Below are 18,388 nucleotides of genomic sequence, written 5' to 3'. Positions count from 1 at the left end.
ACTTCCTAGGGCCGTTGGCCAGGCCTGCAGGGGGTCATTAGATCATTGGTGAACCTGCCTAAACGGCTGGGGAACTAGAAGGACAGGACCTGACGCCACCCTGGTGAACGATGTCTCAGGACATGTTGGCGGCATCAGCAAATGGTTCCGGGTGGCGGAATTGCTGTCGTGGTAGGCCGGATGGATGTGTTGGAACCAGAGGCTGAACCGTCACCGATGTCCCAAGAGAAAACAATTTCTTTTTAATCCGCAAATTCACGCGCAGCTCAGAAGCCGCCTGCACCGCGAACGCCCAAGAAAGCCTCGAAGATTACTTTCCTGGTGCTATCGGCGCCCGATTCCCGGCAAGTGAAATCTAAAAAGGCGCCCCGAGCCTGATGCTCGGAGCGCCGATCAAGGATCCGGCCAACGGATCGAGGATCTGTATTAGTCCTTGCGCTTCACAAAGGTCTGCAGCATGTTCTGCACGATGTCTTCCGGCAACGACGTATGACGCACGATAATCTCTGACATGCGGTCCAGGTCAGTATCGGCGATCGCTTCAAAGAGTGCTTCACGGTCGGCTTCAGGCAGTTCCGCCGCGTCGAAGTGCACAGGTCCGTCAGGTCCTTGGCCCTCAAAACGGAAATCAGCGACACTGCCATCGGTTGCTCCACCGGACATTGGCGAGGTCGCGATCATCCGCTCCAGCTCTTCCACCGGCAGACCGGTGTAGTCATGCAAAATTTTTGCCGCTTCTTCAAAGTTGGAATCGCGCAGCATGGAGAACAGCTGATCGTATTCATTTGCTGGCAATTGCTCGCTGGAGAATTCGCGGCTCTCGCCATCGAGCTCAAAGGCCATCTTGAAGTGGGTAGCGCTCGGCTCATTTTCCAAGCCGAACTGCTCGCTCCATTCCTGCGGAACCACCCAAAGGTCATCAGTGGATTCCGGATGGGAGTCCTCTGCCTTGTCCGTGGATGCCTCGCGGTCTTCACGCTCGACCTGGGCTTCCAGCTTGTCGCTCAAGGCCTTGATCTCAGCATCATCAATTGGAAGTTCCTTGGCTGGAGCAACCTGCGGGTACTTATCGAGGCTGCGCACCGCGATGACGCAGTTCTTCACCGAATCGCCGGTAGCCGCACGGTAGATCTGCACGGCACCCATGACATCGCCCTTGGCCAAGTTGCGGTAGACCGAGTTGCGCGAGGAATTATCTAGTTTCGCGTTAGCTGCTTCGGCCGCTTCGCGGGAGATCGCCTGCGCAACTTGCGCAGTGTTCTTCTTCCGCAATGCCTGCAGACCGAAGTAGCCCAGGGCAATCACGGCAATGACGACGACGAGCCAGATGATAATTTCCATACATCCAGACTACTTCGTTTAACTGTGCAATCACCCTGCTACGCCCAAAGTGAAAGGCAGGACACCCGGCGCCCCGGCAATCCGCAATGCACGGCCGGCCATCGCCAGCGACCACCGCGAATCTGCAAGGTCGTCAACCAGCAAAATCGGACCGGGAGCCCCCGAAACCAGTTGTTCCAGGGCCATCGGAAGTTCGAAGGCGTCAGCTACCGCGGCCACGCGGAACGCCGAGTTGCCTCCGGAGCCGTTTTGCGGCCCCGCACCCCGGTACTCCAGCTGCCCCAGGTAGCGAAGCCGCCCCACCTCAGCCAAGTTCTGGGCCAGCGAGGTGATCAGTTGCGGGCGCTTATTCGAAGGCATGGCAACAACACCCACCGGGCGTTCTTCCCAGTTCCATTCGGCCAGAACCTTGACGCAGGCATCAAGCATCGCCTTGTCGATGGGGTGATCGGCCGGGTCGGCAAACAGCTGGCGCAAGCGATTGCCCCACCCGAGATCGGTCAGCCTGGCCAGTGCGCGGCCATTGGCCAGCTGCTCATCAACAGGAATTTTCCCCTTGAGCGAATAGCCCAATCGGTCCAGTCCCGAGGGGTAGAGCTTGCGCGGCTCGATCGGGATGCCGACCCGCCCCAACGCCGCCTGGGCGCTGTCCTTGGAATTTTCAGGAATGTGGTCATCGAACCAGACCCCGGCACAGTTATCGCAACGGCCACAGGCCACAGAGCGCGGGTCATCCAGCGCCTCGGTCAGAAACTGCATGCGGCAGCCCCGGGTGTTCTCGTAGCTGACCATCAGGGTTTGCTCGTGAATGCGGCTTTGCGCCACGCGCTTGTACCGATCAGCGTCATAGGCCCACGGCATATCGGTGCGCATCCAGCCACCGGCTACGCGTTCCACGGCCCCGTCCACGGCCAGCACCTTCAGCAATAGCTCCAATGGGGAGCGGCGCAAATTCACCGCGCTCTCCAAGGCAGGAACGCTCATCGCGCCATCGGTGCTGGCCAAGGCGTCAAGCACCTGGGTAGCGCGGAGCTGATCCGGCATCGAACTGGTGGCGAAATACTCCCAGATTTCCGAATCGTCCGGGCCAGGAAGCAGCAATACGTCGGCATTCACACTGCCACGGCCGGCACGGCCAACCTGCTGGTAGTACGCTACCGGCGAGCTCGGTGCGCCAACGTGAAGCACAAATCCCAGGTCTGGCTTATCGAAGCCCATGCCCAGCGCGCTGGTTGCAATCAGTGCTTTGACCTCATTGTTTTTGAGGGCTTGCTCTAGCCGCTCGCGCTCCTCCAAGTCGGTGCGCCCGGTGTAGGCGGCCACTTCATGCCCGGCTTCACGCAATAATCTGGCGATATCCTCGGCCGCGGACACGGTGAGGGTGTAGATAATGCCAGAGCCCTTGAAGTCGTTGATGTGGCTGAGCAGCCACGCCAGCTGCATGCGCGGAGATGGCAGGCGCAGCACGCCAAGGCGCAGCGAATCACGGGCCAGGGTGCCGCGCAGCGTGAATACCTGCTCGGTCCCGCCGGCCAGTTGTTCAGCGACGTCTTCAACCACGCGGCTATTGGCTGTTGCGGTGGTGGCCAGCACTGGCAGGCCTTGGGGCAAGCGGGCGATCAGGTCGCGGATGCGGCGATAGTCCGGGCGGAAGTCATGGCCCCAGTCGGAAATGCAGTGCGCTTCATCGATTACCAGCAAGCCCAAACGCTGCATGAGCATAGGCAATTGCTGTTCGCGGAAGGACGGATTGTTCAGCCGCTCGGGCGAGACCAGCAGCACATCAAGTTCATTGCGATGCAGCTTGTCAAGAATTTCACGCCATTCGAGCACATTGGCCGAGTTGATGGCCGCGGCACGGACCCCGGCGCGTTCTGCGGCGGCCACCTGGTCGCGCATCAACGCCAGTAGCGGGGAGACGATCAGGGTCGGGCCATAGCCTTGCTCCCGGAGCAACAACGACGCGATGAAGTACACCGCGGATTTTCCCCAGCCAGTACGCTGGACCACCAGCGCGCGGCGGCGTTCAGCGACCAGGGCTTCGATCGCTTCATACTGTCCGTCGTGGAACTGGGCTTCCGGGTTTTGCACCAGGGCGCGCAATTTCTGCAGCGCCAGTGTTTTCAGATCCACCTGCATTGAGCCATCCATGGCTCAAGTATTTCAGTTTCCTCCCCTGTTTTAGTCCCGGGGCGGGACGATTTGTGCAAGAAGCGGGAAACAGAGGGTGACGGGAACCCGTATTTAGCGGAAGTGTTAGGCATTTCCCATGCACAATAGCGCCATTCTCGATGATTTGAATCAGTCAAACCGGTAGGCTGAAAGGTGTGAGTGAAGAAATTGATCTTAATCAGAGCTTTAAGGCCTACGACGTTCGCGGCGTAGTCGGTGAGAGCCTGAATGCCGAAGCGATCGAAGCTATCGGCGCTGCCTTTGTCGATGTCTTGTCCCTGGCCGGCAAGGACGTCTTGGTCGGTGGCGACATGCGCCCGTCCTCGGCAGAATTTGCCCAGGCCTTTGCCCGCGGTGCCACCTACCGGGGCGCCAACGTCATCATGCTCGGATTGATTTCCACTGACGAGCTGTACTTCGCCTCCGGCAAGCTGGATGCAGCCGGCGTCGTTTTCACCGCCAGCCACAATCCTGCCCAGTACAACGGCATCAAGATGTCCAAGGCTGGGGCTCGTCCGATCTCCTCGGCCACCGGCCTGTTCGACATCCGCGACCTCGCGCAGCAGTACCTGGGCGAGGGCCTGCCGGTCTCCGGCGATGCCCCGCAAGGAACCATCTCCGAGCGCAATGTCCTGGCAGACTACGCCGCCTACCTGCGCGAACTGGTTGATCTCTCGGCCATCCGCCCATTGAAGATGGTGGTGGACGCTGGCAACGGCATGGGCGGCATGACCACCCCGGCGGTCCTCGGCGATACCGTGCTTTCGGCGCTGCCTTTGGAAATCGTCCCGCTGTACTTCGAGCTCGATGGCACCTTCCCCAATCACCCGGCCAACCCGCTGGAACCGGAAAACCTCAAGGATCTTCAGGCCGCGGTGCTGGAGCACTCCGCCGATCTGGGACTGGCCTTCGACGGGGATGCCGACCGCTGCTTCGTGATCGATGAGCGCGGCCTGCCGCTCTCCCCGTCGGCGATCACCGCGTTGGTTGCTGTCCGCGAAATCGCTCGAGTGCAGGCCGCCGGCGAAGCGAACCCGGTGATCATCCACAACCTGATCACTTCCAAGGCTGTTCCTGAATTTGTCGCCAAGTCTGGCGGCACCCCGGTAATGACCCGCGTGGGCCACTCCTTCATCAAGGCCGAGATGGCGACCCAGGGCGCAGTTTTCGGTGGCGAGCACTCCGCCCACTACTACTTCCGCGATTTCTACAATGCCGACACCGGCATGCTCGCTGCCATGCATGTTTTGGCGGCGCTGGGCGAGCAGGACCTTCCGCTCTCCGAACTCGGCGCCGAGTATGAGCCCTATGTTGCCACCGGCGAGATCAATTCGCAGGTTGAGGACAAGGAGGCCGCCACCGCTTCGGTGCTCGCGCACTTTGACGGGCAGCCGGTGGATGTGATGACCATGGATGGCACGACCATTTCTGCTGCCGACGGCAGCTGGTGGATTAACCTGCGCCCTTCCAACACCGAACCATACCTTCGCTTCAACGGCGAGGGCCGCACCGCAGAAATCATCGAGCCTGTGCGCGATGCCGTATTGGCGATCGTGCGCGGAGAAAACGCCACCAACTAGCAAAGGGAAGACATGAATCTCGAATCATTGGATGAGGGCGTCAAGGACGCGCTGAACAAGGTTCTGGGCACCGCGCTGGGCGTGGCTCGCGAACAGCTTGAAGAGCAGGGCGTGTTCCTCCCCTTCGCCATCGCCTTGGAGCCGAAGGAAGGCGAAGACGAGCCTGAGCTGCGCCTGATCGCCGTCCCTCCAACGGACGATCCCGAGGATCCGGACGCCGACATCGACACCGAAGCCATGGCCTCCGAACTGGTCCAGGTCCTGAATCAGCAGGGCACCCACTTCGAGTCCATCGCCATCGCCTCGGACGTTCTGCTCCAGGAAAACGATCGCGACGCCATCCACGTGGTGGCCGAGCACCGCGTGGGTGCGGCCCTGGCGATCGTCCAGCCGTACACCATGCCGGCAGAACCAGGCGGCGAGTGGCTCTTCGACGAGCCTGCTGCAGAATCCGCGGAGGCAGTCTGGGCCAACGCGCTCTAGAACCCGCCTTGCAGTTTTGGGGTCAGCATAGTCACTATGCTGACCCCAAAATGCTTTCTCCGCGTAAAGTAATCAGCATGAAACTCAGTGCCTTCACCGACGTGTGCCTGCGAACCATCATGGTCCTGGCAACACCCGGAACTGGGCAACTGACCAGCCGCGAGATCTCCGATTCGGTTGGAGTCCCCTATAACCACGTCGCCAAGGCTGTGCTGGAATTGCGCACGCTGGGAATTTTGCAAGTCACTCGCGGCCGCAACGGTGGCGCGGCCTTGGGCGATAACGCGTTGCATACCTCGCTCGGCGGGCTGTTGCGCCAGTTGGACAAGCGCACCGATATTGTCGATTGCTCCGAGCATGACGCCCAAACGGCTTGCCCGTTGTCGGGCAATTGCCGATTGCGGGCCGTCTTCCGCCAGGCTCGTGAAGCTTTCTACGCTTCATTGGATCCCTTGACCATCCAGGACATCTGCCCTTCATCATCCGCGTCGCCGATCAAGTCGCTTCCGTTCCCGACGGTGCGCGATTTTTCCTAGCTTCCCCTCGCCGCTGAATTGATTTCGCTTGCTCTTCGCGGGTGGGCTCCAGGTGAATTTGCAATCTTCTTCTACGAGGCGTAGAAATGAATTATAAATCTTGCATTTCATATGCGAGTTATTTCTACTCCCAAGGAGACCCGATGCTGTCCCCCAAGTCCTTCCCTGTCATTGAGGCCACTTTGCCGATCATCGCAGAGCGCATCTCCAGCATTACCCCGAACTTCTACAACCGCCTGTTCGCAGCCCACCCGGAACTGCTCGACGGAACGTTCTCCCGCTCGAACCAGAAGAACGGCACCCAGCAGCAGGCCTTGGCCGGGTCGATCGCAGTTTTTGCCACCTACCTGGTCAAGCACCCTGGCACGGCTCCTGAAACGATGCTCGCCCGCGTAGCCCACAAGCACACGTCCCTTGGGGTCGCCGAGGAACAATACCCCATCGTCTACAAGCACCTTTTTGATGCCATTGCCGAAGACCTGGGCGACGCGCTGACCCCGGAGATCGCCGACGCCTGGACAGAGGTCTACTGGCTGATGGCCCACGCGCTGATCAAGATCGAGAAGGACCTGTACGCGCAGCAGGCCAATGCCGGGATCTACGCCCCGTGGAAGCTCGTCGAGCGTGCTGAAACCGGCGTTGATTCGGTAATCCTCAGTTTTGAACCGGCTGACGGCACCCCAGTCACCGTGGCCAAGCCGGGCCAGTTCGTTTCGGTGCGCATGCCGATGGCCGACGGTCTGCGACAGGTGCGCCAGTACACCCTGAGCAACGATGTCGAGCATGCCCGCCGCACCATCACCGTGAAGCTGGATGTGAACGGCGAATTCTCCCCGGTAATCCACAACAATCTGGAGATCGGCGGCGTCATTGAGCTATCGAATCCCTACGGCGACCTGGTCATCGACAACGACGGCTCGCCCCTGGTGATCGCCACCGCCGGCATCGGCTGCACTCCTAGCGCCGCCGCATTGCAGACCTTGGCTGTCCACGGCTCCACTCGCAAGATCACCGTGCTGCACGCAGACCAGGAAATCACCACGTGGCCATTGCGCGAGCAGATGCTTGAATCCATCGGCAAGCTGCCAGGAGCCACCCTCAGCACCTGGTTCGAACGCGGGGAATTGCCCGAGGGGCTGAACGCCCAATCCGGCTATATGGACCTCACCGCGGCGCTGTCCGAGGATGCCCAGGTCTATCTTTGCGGTCCCCTGCCATTCATGAACGCCGTGCGCACCCAGGCGCTGGAGGCCGGTATTCCAGCCGAGCGCATCCACTATGAGGTCTTCGGTCCCGACGTGTGGCTCGCCGCCTGATATCAAGGGTGCAAATAAGCGCTGCCGGCGGATTCAGGGAGAATTCGCCGGCAGCGCCTTGTGCCACTACTTTTCGTTATCCGCAGGATCTTCCCGGCGATCGCCTTGCTGCGGCTGCTTCTTCTTGAAATCGAGTTTCGCGGTGAACCTGCCCGGCTTCTTCTGCCCGGCTTCTTCTGCCTCCCCCATCGATTCCTCGGCTGCCTGGCTTTGATCTGCCGGCGCTTCAGCCGGTGTTTCAGCCGGAGCCGGCTTGGCGCCGCGTGCCGGTTTCACCGCCTGCGGGTCAACGAGGATCTGGTGCAGGCCACCATCGGCAATCCACTTGCGCAGCACCGAGTTGAAGAGGATCGGATTCTCGATATTCCACTGGTGATGCATTCCCGGAACCACGCGGGTGATCGCCTGCGGAAGCTTCTCGTGCAATGCCGCGAAGGACTTCTGCACGATTTTCGGCTCTTTGGCGCCCACCAGCGCAAGCACCGGCCCCTGATAGGCTTCGAGGTTCCCAGGCAGTCCGCCAGGATCCAGGTCGTTCATGATGGCGCGCATATTTTCGGGCTTCAGCTTGACCCCGTGTTCGGTGAACAGCTCGCGCTCGTCGTCAACCATGCCGTAGGCCCCGGCTTGGAAACGCCAGTACCATTCGCTGCCGATCAGCTTCAGTTGCATCCTGTGGAAGGCACGGGCTGTGGCGCTGGCCCCGGTCACCGGCGCACCGGTGATCAGCACCGAGTCCACCAGTTCGGGATGCCGTGCAGCCACGTGCAGCGCGATGACTCCACCGAGTGAAATGCCAACCAGGTGCACGCCGCCTTCGGAGACTTCGTCGGCGATCAGCGCCGCTACATCGTCGGCGGCCGATTCCAAGCCCTCCCAGGTTTCCTCGAAGCGAGCCCCGAAGGCCGGTAGGTGCAGGGTCAGGATGTTGAAGTCGCCGAAGGCCAGAACCTGGGGGTCCCAGCTCCAGTTGCCGACGTTGCCTCCGTGCAAGAAGACCAAGGTTGGCGCCTGGCGCTGGCCCTCTGCCGCCCGCCCCGGGTGGACCTCGGGGTAGTCGGTGGCATCACGCGCTGCTCCTTGAGCTGGCTTGGGCCCGGAATCTTTGGCGGAAGTCATGGCAAGTACTCCAATACCGCGTCGAGCCATTCCAGCTCGGCGGCTTGTTGTCGGATCGCATGGTCAAGGGTGGCGGCCATCAAGAAGCTTCGCCGGTCGGCAGCCGCGCGCATATCGATGCCTTCGCGCTGGGAGAGGTAGTCATCGAGGATGAACTGGGTAGCTTCGCGACGCTGCACCAGCAATGCTTCGATATCTTCGCGCTCCAATTCGGCGGCGAAGAACACCTGCCCCATGAAGGGATCACGTTCTGGAGATTGCACGGCTCCTGCCGACAGCCACCCGGTGAGGACTTCGCGTCCCGCGTCGGTGATGTGGTGTTCTTGGCGGTCAGGGTAATTGCTTTGCGCTACGGTGCGCACGGTGGCATAGCCCTTATCAACCAGCTGAGCCAAGGTGCGATAAATCTGTGCCTTGTCCGCATTCCAGAAGTGGTTAATAGAGGAGTCAAAGTGCTTTTTGAGCTCATAGCCAGTCATCGGCGACAAGCACAGCAGCCCAAGAATCAAACGTGCCAAAACCATAGGGTTATCTTTTCACAGTTAGTTGATTTTGCACCCACTTTGGCTCGGTGTGGGAAAACTGTGCCCGGATTGTGACAATTGCGCGCCACGGTTGCTTTTTGCGCAGGCGAAAGGCTCCTCGCCTCTAGAATTCCAGAGGCGAGGAGCCTGTCATCGCTTATTGATCAGCGTTCCAGCCTAGGCGTTCAGGCGCGACTTCAAGCCATCAAGCTCGGCCCGCAGCGAAGCTGGCAGCGCGTCGCCGAAGTTTGCGTACCATTCTTCGATGCCCTCGACCTCGGTGGCCCATTCGTCCTTGTTCACAGCTACGGCAGCCTCGACGTCGGCCGGGGTGAAGCCTTCCAGGCCGGTCAGGTCGATGGACTCGCCGGTTGGCACGTTGCCGATGATGGTTTCCGTGGCATCGGCGGTGCCTTCGATGCGCTCGATAGCCCACTTGAGCACACGCGAGTTATCGCCGAAGCCTGGCCATGCGAAGCCGCCATCGGCGGTGCGGCGGAACCAGTTGACCAGGAAGATCTTCGGCATCTGCTCAGGGTTGAGCTTGGCCGAGATGTTATCCCAGTGGTTCAGGTAGTCACCTGCGTTGTAGCCGATGAATGGCAGCATGGCCATTGGATCGCGGCGGATCACGCCGGTGGCGCCTGCGGCTGCCGCGGTGGTTTCCGAGGACAGGGTGGAGCCCATGAAGATGCCGTTGGTCCAGCTGCGCGCTTCGGTCACCAATGGGATGGTGGTCTTGCGGCGGCCGCCGAAGAGGATCGCGTCAATCTTCACGCCATTTGGCGAGTAGTAGTCTTCCGAGAGCATGTCGACCTGCGAGATCGGGGTGCAGAAGCGCGAGTTAGGGTGCGCTGCCGGGCGTCCGGACTCCGGGGTCCAGTCATTGCCCAACCAGTCGGTCAGGTGTGCTGGAGTCTCGTCGGTCATGCCTTCCCACCACACGCCGCCTTCATCGGTGAGGGCCACATTGGTGAAAATGTTGTTGCCCTTGGCAATAGCGCGCATGGCGTTCGGGTTGGTGGACCAGCCGGTGCCTGGCGCTACGCCGAACAGTCCGTATTCCGGGTTCACGCCGCGCAGTTCGCCGTCCTTGCCGATGCGCATCCAGTTGATGTCATCGCCCAGGGTCTCTGCCTTCCATCCTTCGATGGTTGGATCCAGCAAAGCGAGGTTGGTCTTGCCGCAGGCCGATGGGAAGGCAGCTGCGATGTGGTAGGCCTTGTTCTGCGGGCTGGTCAGCTTCAGAATCAGCATGTGCTCTGCAAGCCAGCCCTCATCGCGGGCCATGGCTGAGGCAATGCGCAGTGAGTAGCACTTCTTGCCCAGCAACGCGTTGCCGCCGTAGCCCGAACCGAAGGACATGATGGAGCGCTCTTCCGGGAAGTGCACAATCCACTTGTTCTCGTTGCATGGCCACGCAACGTCTTCCTGGCCTGGCTTCAATGGTGCGCCGACCGAGTGCAATGCCGGTACGAAGAAGGCATTCTCCGCTTCCATCTTGCGCAAGACTTCAGTTCCGATCTTGGCCATGATGCGCATGGAAGCCACGACGTAGGCGGAGTCGGTGATTTCTACGCCGTAGGCAGGAGTTTCTGCATCCAGCGGCCCCATGACGAAAGGAATAACGTACATGGTGCGTCCGCGCATCGACCCGTCAAACAGGCCATTGAGCATGGACTTCATCTTCTCCGGGTCTTCCCAGTTATTGGTGAAGCCAGCGTCTTCCTTCTTCTTGGAGCAGATGAAGGTGCGCTCTTCTACTCGCGCAACGTCCTTGGGATCCGAGAATCCGGCGTAGGAGTTAGGGAAATTTGGATCGGTCAGCTTAACCAGGGTTCCAGCCTCGACCAGCTCTGCGGTCAGTCGATCGGCTTCTTCAGCTGATCCGTCTACCCAATAAACACGATCCGGCTTCGTCAGGGCGGCCACTTCTTCAACCCAGCTTGCCAACGCCTTGTGCGAAGTGGCGGCTGCGTCGATAACGGTCTGATCCGAGCTCGTGCTCATTATTTGTTCCCTCCATTGGGCTCAACTAGCAATGAATCAAGGCTATGGGGAGCATGCGGAGCCGACCGTGTGATTGAGACCTCAGAATTCTCACGCGCGTTAATTCAAAAGTAGAAAATTCCCGAAATACCGGGGAAGAGGAAAGCACAAGGTGTAAAAATATGTGACGAAGGTCACGTAGACCGGTACCCTTTCACCTGCTTCATATATCCTTTTGTTCACCTCGGCACAGTAGCTTTGCCCGCCAATTTGTACATGCCGAAAACGACCTGTATAGTAATTCGAGGTTCGTGAGAACGAATCTACAACAGAATATGCGCCCATAGCTCAGCTGGATAGAGCGTCTGTCTACGGAACAGAAGGTCAGGGGTTCGAATCCCTTTGGGCGCACAAATTGAAAATTCCCACTCAACCGAGTGGGAATTTTTTGTTCCCACGGAGAAGTTGATGCGCCAGCTCACCCTTGATTCGCAAACCGCCCTTCGAATGCTCAAAGTCAGCGACGCCTCGCAGGTTGCCCAGGCTTACCTGCGCAACAGAGAGCACCTGCGCGAATGGGAACCAGAGCGCGCAGACGAATATTTCACCGAAGCTTGGCAGGCCGAGAATATTTCACAAGTCCTCGATGCACATCAAAATGGACTGGCCTACCCCTATGGACTCTTCCGAGGCGATGCGCTGGTCGGCCGTTTTAATATCGCTTCAGTCGTCCGCGGTCCTTTCCAGAGCGGCAGCCTCGGCTACTGGGTCGATCACAACTTCACCGGCCAGGGCCTCGCCTCGCGCGCCGTGGCCGCGCTGCGCACCGAAGCCACCGATTCCCTTGGCTTGCACCGGCTAGAAGCCAGCACCCTCTTGCACAATCACGCTTCACAACAAGTGCTCCTCAAAAATGGCTTTGGCAAAATCGGCATGGCACCGAATTACCTGAAAATCGCTGGCAGATGGCAAGACCACAACCTCTATCAGGCGATACTCCACAACCGAGCCTGATTTCCCTTGCACAGGACCTGGATTCTGTGGCAATCAAGCCATTCAATGCGGTCTCCACTAGATATTTTGTGAATCACGGCACTTTTGCCCATTTCGGTTTTTTCTCCGCCTCAAACTCGTGTACAGTTATTCAAGTCGTCAGGACGACAACAAATAAATATGCGCCCATAGCTCAGCTGGATAGAGCGTCTGTCTACGGAACAGAAGGTCAGGGGTTCGAATCCCTTTGGGCGCACAAATTGAAAATTCCCACTCAACTGAGTGGGAATTTTTTTATGTTCTTACCGGAATTCGACCTGCCAGCTAGTGGGAATCACGCAGCACAAGTTTGGTGTCCATGATGCTCCACTCGGGCACCTGCTCGCCCTGGATCCTCTTGATCAGCAATTCAGCCATGATCTCGCCCTGGCGTTCAGGGAACTGCGCAATCGTGGTCAGGGGCGGGGTGGAACTGCGCGCAAACGAGTCGTCGTCCACCGCAGTCACCGATACATCCGCGGGCACTTTGAATCCTGCTTCGGCCAGCGCCTGCAATGCTCCGAAACCCATCTGCGCACTGGCGGCAAACAAGCCATCAAAATCGGCCTTGCTTTCAATCAGCTGCTGCATGATCTGGTGTCCGCTGGCGGGTGTGAAATCACCAATCCTTATGACAGCCGGTTCTAGTCCGGCGTTGTGGACGGCCTGCCGGAATCCGGTCAAGCGGTCCAAACCGGCGCCCATGTCCTGCGGCCCGGCGATCATCGCCAACCTGGTGCGCCCCTGGGCAATGATGACTTCCGTTGCTTGGCGGGCGGCGGCAATATTGTCGATGTCTACTACGTAGATTTCATTCTGGTCGGTGCTCATGGTGCGTCCGCCGTAAACCAGCGGCAGCAGGGAGCCCAGGTCCGCATAAGAGCGGTCCGCCGCATGATGCGACAGCACCAAAGCGCCATCAACGTTTCCGCCTTGAAGATAGCGGGTGGTTTTTGCTGGATCCGATTCGGTCGAAAGCAACAGGGTCAGCATGAATTCGGTGCCCGCCACATATTGAGCGGCCCCCTGAACCACCTTGGCAAAATAGGGATCGGCGAAGAACTTCGCCGTATTTTCGGGAACCACGAGCGCAATCGAGTTGGTCCTCCCCTGGGCCAGCGAACGAGCTGCCCGGTTGGGGACATAGTTCAGGTCCCGGATCGCCTGTTCAACAGCCTTCCTGGCATCAGCCTTCACCCGGTCCGAACCGTTGACCACACGAGATACCGTGGCGCGCGAAACCCCGGCTCGCTCTGCGACCAATTCCAGTGTTGCCTGCGGCTTGCGTGGTTCTTGCATGCTCATTCCTGTGCGCCTGGCTCCGGGTAGTTTGCTGGCCACCCAAGCATGCAAGATGGTCCGCAACGCCCCTAGCCGGGGCCGCGGACCATCTTGCTCAGGTGTTATGCCATTGTACGATTAGCGGCAATCAGTCTTGCGTAGGCCCGACCGCTATTCTTGATGATTCGTTCCTGGCTCTGATAATCGACATAGATGATGCCGAAGCGCTTGTCATAGCCCCAGGCCCACTCGAAGTTATCCAGCAATGACCAAACGAAATAGCCACGGACATCTACGCCGTCCTCGATGGAACGGGCAACTTCATCCAGATGGTTCAAGATGTATTCGCTGCGCTCGTGGTCCTCGACGGTACCTGCTTCGCTCACCTCATCGGTGTACGAGGCACCGTTTTCGGTGATGTAGAGCGCCGGCAGGTTCTCGTAGTCCTGCCGCAAACGGTTAAGCAGAACCCGCAATCCCTGCGGGTTCACTTCCCACCCCATGGCGGTGCGAGGCAAGTCGCGAGCCGGGAAGGTCACGTACTCGCTGCCCACGAATGGAGAAGACTTGGCAGAATCCGTGGGAACCACCGCAGCTGGCTGTCCTTCTGGAAGCGGGTGGCCGGACACATTGTCATCGTGGTAGTGGTTGACGCCAAGGAAATTGATGGGCTGGTGGATGATTTCCAGATCCCCGGGATGAATCACGCCTGACAGCCCCAGGTGGCCGACATCCTCCAAGAGGTCTTCCGGGTAGGAGCCCTTCAGGATCGGATCCAGATACATCCGGTTCCACAACGCATCGATGCGGCGGGATGCTTCAAGGTCCACCGGATCGGCAGGGTCATTGGGCACGGCATTGGTCAGATTCAAGGTGATGCCAAGTTCTTGCGCACCCAATTCGCGCAGCCGCCGGGTGGCAAGCCCGTGGGCCAGATGCTGATGATGCATGGCGGCCAGCGCGGCCTCAGGTTCTTGGCGTCCCGGCGCATGCTCGCCGGCGGCATAGCCGATCAGCGACGAGCACAGCGGCTCGTTGAAGGTGGTCCAGTGCTGCACGCGGTCGCCGAGATTGCCGTAGACTGCCTCGGCGTACTCGACAAATTGGTAGGCAGTATCGCGGTTGGCCCAGCCACCGCGTTCTTCCAGTGCCTGGGGCAGGTCCCAGTGGTAGAGGGTCAGCCATGGCAGGATGCCGTTCTCCAGCAGCTCGTCAACGAGGCGTGAATAAAAATCCAGCCCCTGCTCATTGACCGCGCGGCCGCCGGGCACCACCCGGGCCCAGCTGGTGGAGAAACGATAGGAATCCAACCCCAGTTCCCGCATCAGCCCTACGTCTTCGCGGTAGCGATGATAGTGGTCTACCGCCACCTCGAGGTTTTCTCCCCCGGCGATGGCTCCTTCCTTGCGGGCAAAGACGTCCCAGACGGAGTCTTCCTTGCCATATGAATGGCCTGCGCCTTCAATTTGAGCCGCCGCGGTGGCCGAGCCGAAGAGGAAGTGCTTGGGCCACGAAAATTCTTGGGATAGGTGATGAGTCATTAGCCCTTTACAGCTCCTGCCATAATTCCGGATACAAGTTGTTTTCCTGCCACGACGAAGAGCAACAGCAGGGGAATCGTGGCCATTAGCGCGCCAGTCATCACGATAGTGTAGTCGACATATCGGGCAGATTGCAGCTGGCTCAGGGCCACCTGCAGGGTGGGTGTTTGCGGGGCCACGAGCATCGGCCACAGGTAGTCGGTCCACGCGGTCATGAAGGTGAACAGCGACAGGATCGCCATGGCCGGACGGGCCGCCGGCACGCCAACATGCCAGAAGGTGCCAATCATCGACGCTCCGTCAACGCGGGCAGCTTCAATCAGTTCGTCCGGGATGTTGTCCACCAGATACTGGCGCATGAAGAAGACTCCAAAGGCGGTGACCAGGGTCGGGATCATGATCGCTCCGAGGGAGCCAGTCCAGCCTAGCTGCTTCATCATCATGAACATAGGGATGATGCCCAGCTGGGTTGGCACCGCCAATGTGGCGATCACGAAGATCAGCAGTCCCTGGCGCCCGCGGAAGCGCAGCTTGGCAAAAGCATAGCCCGCCAAGGTGGAGAAGCTGACAACCGAGAAGGTGATCACCGAGGAGACGACCAGGCTGTTGCACAGCGCCGCCCAGAAGTCGACCGAATCGAATACCTCGGCCACGTTGACCCAAAATTGCCCGCCGGGCAACAGCGGCGGCCAGGCCGAGGAGAAGACGGCACCGGTGGAGGAACCAATGACGAAGGAATACCACAGCGGGTAGGTGCTGCCGATGAGGAACGCCAGCAGGATGCCGTAGGTGAGGAATCCGGGGCGCCGGTCGGCGGAAAAGTTCTTTCCTCGACCCGGGCGCACGACTTTGGGCACCGAGGCCCGTTGCACGGTGGCGTTACTCATCTTTGGCACTTCCTGTCTGCAAGCTGGCGAAGCGATTCCTGGCACGTTTGGCGGAGCGGTTGACTGCTCGGCGATGTTTCTTCTGCTCCGATGACGAGGCGATGGTGCCGGAGATCAAGAAGTTGATCACGCCAATGACGATGATGATCAGGAACAGGATCCAGGCCACGGCCGAGGCACGGCCGAAGTCTCCGCGGTTGAAGGCCAGGTCCCACAGGTAGAGCACGGTGGTTTGGTATTGCCGATCTGGCCCGCCAGGGACCGAGCTGCTGGGGTTGAAGAGCTTTGGCTCGGTGAAGATCTGCAGGCCGCCGATGGTCGCAGTGATGATCACGAAGATCATCGTGGGGCGGATGCTGGGCAGCGTGATGGAGAAGAAGCGGCGAATCGCCCCGGCCCCGTCAATGGATGCCGATTCATGCAGTTCACGCGGCACCGCCTGCATGGCTGCGAGCAGGATCAGCGCGTTGTAGCCGGTCCAGCGCCAGTTCACCATGGTTGCGATGGCCATATGCGAGGGGAACACCTCGGTCTTCCAGGCGATCGCATCCAGGTTCAGGGCACCGAGCAGGTTGTTGATCAGGCCATACTTCTCGTCGAAAGCGGTGGAGAAGATCAGCGTCACCGCCACCGGTGTGACCACATAGGGCACCAGCACGCTCATCCGCCAGAAGGTCTTGGCGCGAATGTTCTGGTCGAGCATCGCGGCGATGAACGTGGCAACCACCAGCTGCGGGATGGCCGAGAGCAGGAAGATGCTGAAGGTGTTAAACAGCGAGTTCCAAAACAGCGGGGACGCCAGCTCGGCTTTGTAGTTATCCAGGCCCACCCAGTCGCCAGCTCCGCCCAGCAGGTCCCAGTCGTTGATCGACACCACAAAGGTATAGATCAGCGGGAAGAGCCCGACCAGTGCAAAGAGGATGAAAAAGGGCGAGATATAAAGATACGGCGAGTATTTAAAGTCCAGCCGCCCGCGCAGGTGCCGTCGGCGCATGGCGCGTTCGGCCTTGGATTCCTCCAGTATTTCGGCGGTGGGAGTGCTTGGTTTTTCGGCCGCGGGTTTCGGCCGTGACATAGGTGTCGTGGTGCTCATCAGTGTCATCTTTTCTACTGCAGTTGCGTTGTGCGGGGCCAGGCCCGTGGTTGCTGCCCAGCCCCGCACCATGCGGTGGTGGCTATCGGATTACTTGATGTCCAGTTCCTGCAGCGTTGACAGGGCGCTGTTCCAGGCGGCATCGCCGTCGGTGCCCTGATCGATGGCGATGGTTGCTGGCCCGAAGACCTGCTCCTGGATTACCGAATCCTCGGCACCCTTGAACTGGGCCTTCACACCTTCGGCACGGTGGCCGAGGATTTCGCCGATGGGTGCGCCGTTGAAGAACTTGGTCAGCTCGTTCTCGCCGGTGACGGCCTTGGACTTCTGGGCTTCAAGGTTGCTCGGGAAGGCTCCCGCTTCTTCGAAGGAAGTGGCCTGGGAGGTAGCGCTGGTCAGGTACTGGGCCAGCTTTGCTGCTTCGGCAGGATGCTTGGAGGTGCTCGGCACGGTCAAGAATGCGCCACCCCAGTTAGCCGGGCCGCCCGGGAAGACATCGGCAAAGTCCCAACCGTCCTTCGCCTCGCCACCAGCGCCTTGGACTTGGCCCTTTACATTGCCCAGCATCCAGCCTGGGCACGGCATCACGGCGAAGGAGCCATCAACGAAGGCCTGGCCCTTGCCCCAGTCCCACTGGGTCTGCCCTGAAGACAGTCCCTTGGACGCCGCAGCGGACAGCTGGTCCCAGCGCTGGCGGAGTTCGGTGTTCGAGCCGATGTTCAAGGTGCCGTCGGCCTTGTAGTAGCCTTCATCGAGCTGGTTGACCATGGCATTCCAGACGAAACCGGACTGGTCATAGAAGGCCTTGCCGGATTTCTTCACATAGTCCTCGCCGACAGAGAAGAAATCCTCCCAGGTGGCGTCGCCGCCGCCGAAGAGTTCGGCCACCTTGTCGCGATCGCTGGGCAGGCCGGCATCCTTGAAAAGCTTGCTGTTGAAGCACAGGCCCATGGGGCCGATGTCGGTGCCGTAGCCGATGGTTCGCCCGTCGGCATCGGTGGCCTGCTTGACCTTCCAGTCCACCCAGTCGCCCGAGATTTCGCCCGCGCCATATTCATTTAGGTCGGTGAAGCTGTCGGAGACGGTCATGACCTGGCCGAGCCAGCCTTCTTCCACGGCCTGGACATCCGGCAGGCCCGCACCTGCGGCCTGCTTGGTCTTCCAGTCGGTCAGCGCGTTGCCGCCGGTGTCAATATTGGTGGCTTCGATGGTGACACCCGGGTTCTCTTGTTCATACTTCTTGTACAGGGGATCCAGCCCCTGGGTGCCAAAGGTGGTGACCGCCAGGGTCACGGGATTCTCGGCCGAGGCTGGCTGGGCGGCATCTTTGCTTTCGCCCGATGCGCAGCCTGCGGCAAGCAGTGCAATGCTTGAGGCCAGAACTGCTGCCTTGGCAAGCCGGGATGTTCGCGAGGGGTTCACGGTGACTCCATTCAAGTTCGGTTCGTGCGAGTTGGTGGGTCCAGCATCTTTTGAGAGCGCTCTCAAAATTGG

The 18,388-nt window shown here is 59.9% G+C and carries 15 protein-coding genes and 2 tRNA genes; 7 read left to right on the top strand and 10 right to left on the bottom strand.

The window, feature by feature from the left end; translation table 11 throughout:
• Positions 1 to 426: 426 nt before the first annotated feature.
• Positions 427 to 1,341: a hypothetical protein gene (locus AC6CHO_RS09175; RefSeq protein WP_498214730.1), complete on the bottom strand. Its 915-nt coding sequence runs from the start codon at positions 1,339 to 1,341 to the stop codon at positions 427 to 429.
• Positions 1,342 to 1,371: 30 nt separating this feature from the next.
• Positions 1,372 to 3,492, bottom strand: coding sequence for a RecQ family ATP-dependent DNA helicase (locus AC6CHO_RS09170; protein WP_498214729.1), 2,121 nt, complete (start codon positions 3,490 to 3,492; stop codon positions 1,372 to 1,374).
• 176 nt (positions 3,493 to 3,668) lie between these two features.
• Between AC6CHO_RS09170 and AC6CHO_RS09165 the strand changes: the two genes are divergently transcribed.
• From AC6CHO_RS09165 to AC6CHO_RS09150, 4 genes are all read left to right on the top strand, one after another.
• A complete protein-coding gene (locus AC6CHO_RS09165; protein WP_498214728.1) occupies positions 3,669 to 5,093 on the top strand; it encodes a phosphomannomutase/phosphoglucomutase in 1,425 nt (474 codons plus the stop codon).
• Between the two features lie 12 nt (positions 5,094 to 5,105).
• Entirely contained in the window at positions 5,106 to 5,576 is a 471-nt protein-coding gene (locus AC6CHO_RS09160; RefSeq protein WP_060700588.1) for a hypothetical protein, read from the top strand.
• Positions 5,577 to 5,653: 77 nt separating this feature from the next.
• A complete protein-coding gene (locus tag AC6CHO_RS09155; RefSeq protein ID WP_498214727.1) occupies positions 5,654 to 6,112 on the top strand; it encodes an RrF2 family transcriptional regulator in 459 nt (152 codons plus the stop codon).
• Positions 6,113 to 6,255: 143 nt separating this feature from the next.
• Entirely contained in the window at positions 6,256 to 7,428 is a 1,173-nt protein-coding gene (locus AC6CHO_RS09150) for a globin domain-containing protein (protein WP_498214726.1), read from the top strand.
• Between the two features lie 66 nt (positions 7,429 to 7,494).
• Here AC6CHO_RS09150 and AC6CHO_RS09145 read toward each other — a convergent pair whose 3' ends face one another.
• From AC6CHO_RS09145 to AC6CHO_RS09135, 3 genes are all read right to left on the bottom strand, one after another.
• Positions 7,495 to 8,547: an alpha/beta fold hydrolase gene (locus tag AC6CHO_RS09145; RefSeq protein ID WP_498214725.1), complete on the bottom strand. Its 1,053-nt coding sequence runs from the start codon at positions 8,545 to 8,547 to the stop codon at positions 7,495 to 7,497.
• Entirely contained in the window at positions 8,544 to 9,071 is a 528-nt protein-coding gene (locus AC6CHO_RS09140) for a PadR family transcriptional regulator (RefSeq protein WP_060700584.1), read from the bottom strand. Before AC6CHO_RS09140 ends, AC6CHO_RS09145 begins: the two co-directional genes overlap by 4 nt.
• A 177-nt stretch (positions 9,072 to 9,248) precedes the next feature.
• Positions 9,249 to 11,081, bottom strand: a complete 1,833-nt coding sequence (locus AC6CHO_RS09135; protein ID WP_498214724.1) for a phosphoenolpyruvate carboxykinase (GTP) — start codon at positions 11,079 to 11,081, stop codon at positions 9,249 to 9,251.
• A gap of 316 nt (positions 11,082 to 11,397) precedes the next feature.
• Between AC6CHO_RS09135 and AC6CHO_RS09130 the strand changes: the two genes are divergently transcribed.
• The 3 genes from AC6CHO_RS09130 (at position 11,398) to AC6CHO_RS09120 (ending at position 12,309) form a co-directional block, all read left to right on the top strand.
• Positions 11,398 to 11,471 (top strand) — tRNA-Arg (locus AC6CHO_RS09130).
• 57 nt (positions 11,472 to 11,528) lie between these two features.
• A complete protein-coding gene (locus tag AC6CHO_RS09125; protein WP_498214723.1) occupies positions 11,529 to 12,074 on the top strand; it encodes a GNAT family N-acetyltransferase in 546 nt (181 codons plus the stop codon).
• Positions 12,075 to 12,235: 161 nt separating this feature from the next.
• Positions 12,236 to 12,309, top strand: a tRNA-Arg gene (locus AC6CHO_RS09120).
• A 68-nt stretch (positions 12,310 to 12,377) separates the two neighbouring features.
• Here AC6CHO_RS09120 and AC6CHO_RS09115 read toward each other — a convergent pair.
• The 5 genes from AC6CHO_RS09115 to AC6CHO_RS09095 form a co-directional block, all read right to left on the bottom strand.
• Positions 12,378 to 13,391, bottom strand: coding sequence for a LacI family DNA-binding transcriptional regulator (locus AC6CHO_RS09115; RefSeq protein WP_498214722.1), 1,014 nt, complete (start codon positions 13,389 to 13,391; stop codon positions 12,378 to 12,380).
• 104 nt (positions 13,392 to 13,495) lie between these two features.
• The gene (locus tag AC6CHO_RS09110; protein ID WP_498214721.1) at positions 13,496 to 14,914 is read right to left on the bottom strand and encodes a GH1 family beta-glucosidase; all 1,419 of its coding nucleotides are present in this window, start codon (positions 14,912 to 14,914) and stop codon (positions 13,496 to 13,498) included.
• Positions 14,914 to 15,801 carry a carbohydrate ABC transporter permease gene (locus tag AC6CHO_RS09105; protein WP_498214720.1) on the bottom strand — a complete coding sequence of 296 codons (888 nt, stop codon included), beginning with the start codon at positions 15,799 to 15,801 and terminating at the stop codon, positions 14,914 to 14,916. Before AC6CHO_RS09105 ends, AC6CHO_RS09110 begins: the two co-directional genes overlap by 1 nt.
• Complete coding sequence (locus AC6CHO_RS09100) at positions 15,794 to 16,894, bottom strand: carbohydrate ABC transporter permease (RefSeq protein ID WP_498214719.1); 1,101 nt, start codon at positions 16,892 to 16,894, stop codon at positions 15,794 to 15,796. Before AC6CHO_RS09100 ends, AC6CHO_RS09105 begins: the two co-directional genes overlap by 8 nt.
• A 90-nt stretch (positions 16,895 to 16,984) precedes the next feature.
• Positions 16,985 to 18,316: an ABC transporter substrate-binding protein gene (locus AC6CHO_RS09095; RefSeq protein WP_498214718.1), complete on the bottom strand. Its 1,332-nt coding sequence runs from the start codon at positions 18,314 to 18,316 to the stop codon at positions 16,985 to 16,987.
• Between the last annotated feature and the right edge of the window lie 72 nt (positions 18,317 to 18,388).

It is taken from the genome of Glutamicibacter sp. GQ173 (genome assembly GCF_059759215.1).
Note: the sequence above shows the minus strand (reverse complement) of the source record. Positions and strands in the feature narration are given on the sequence as shown.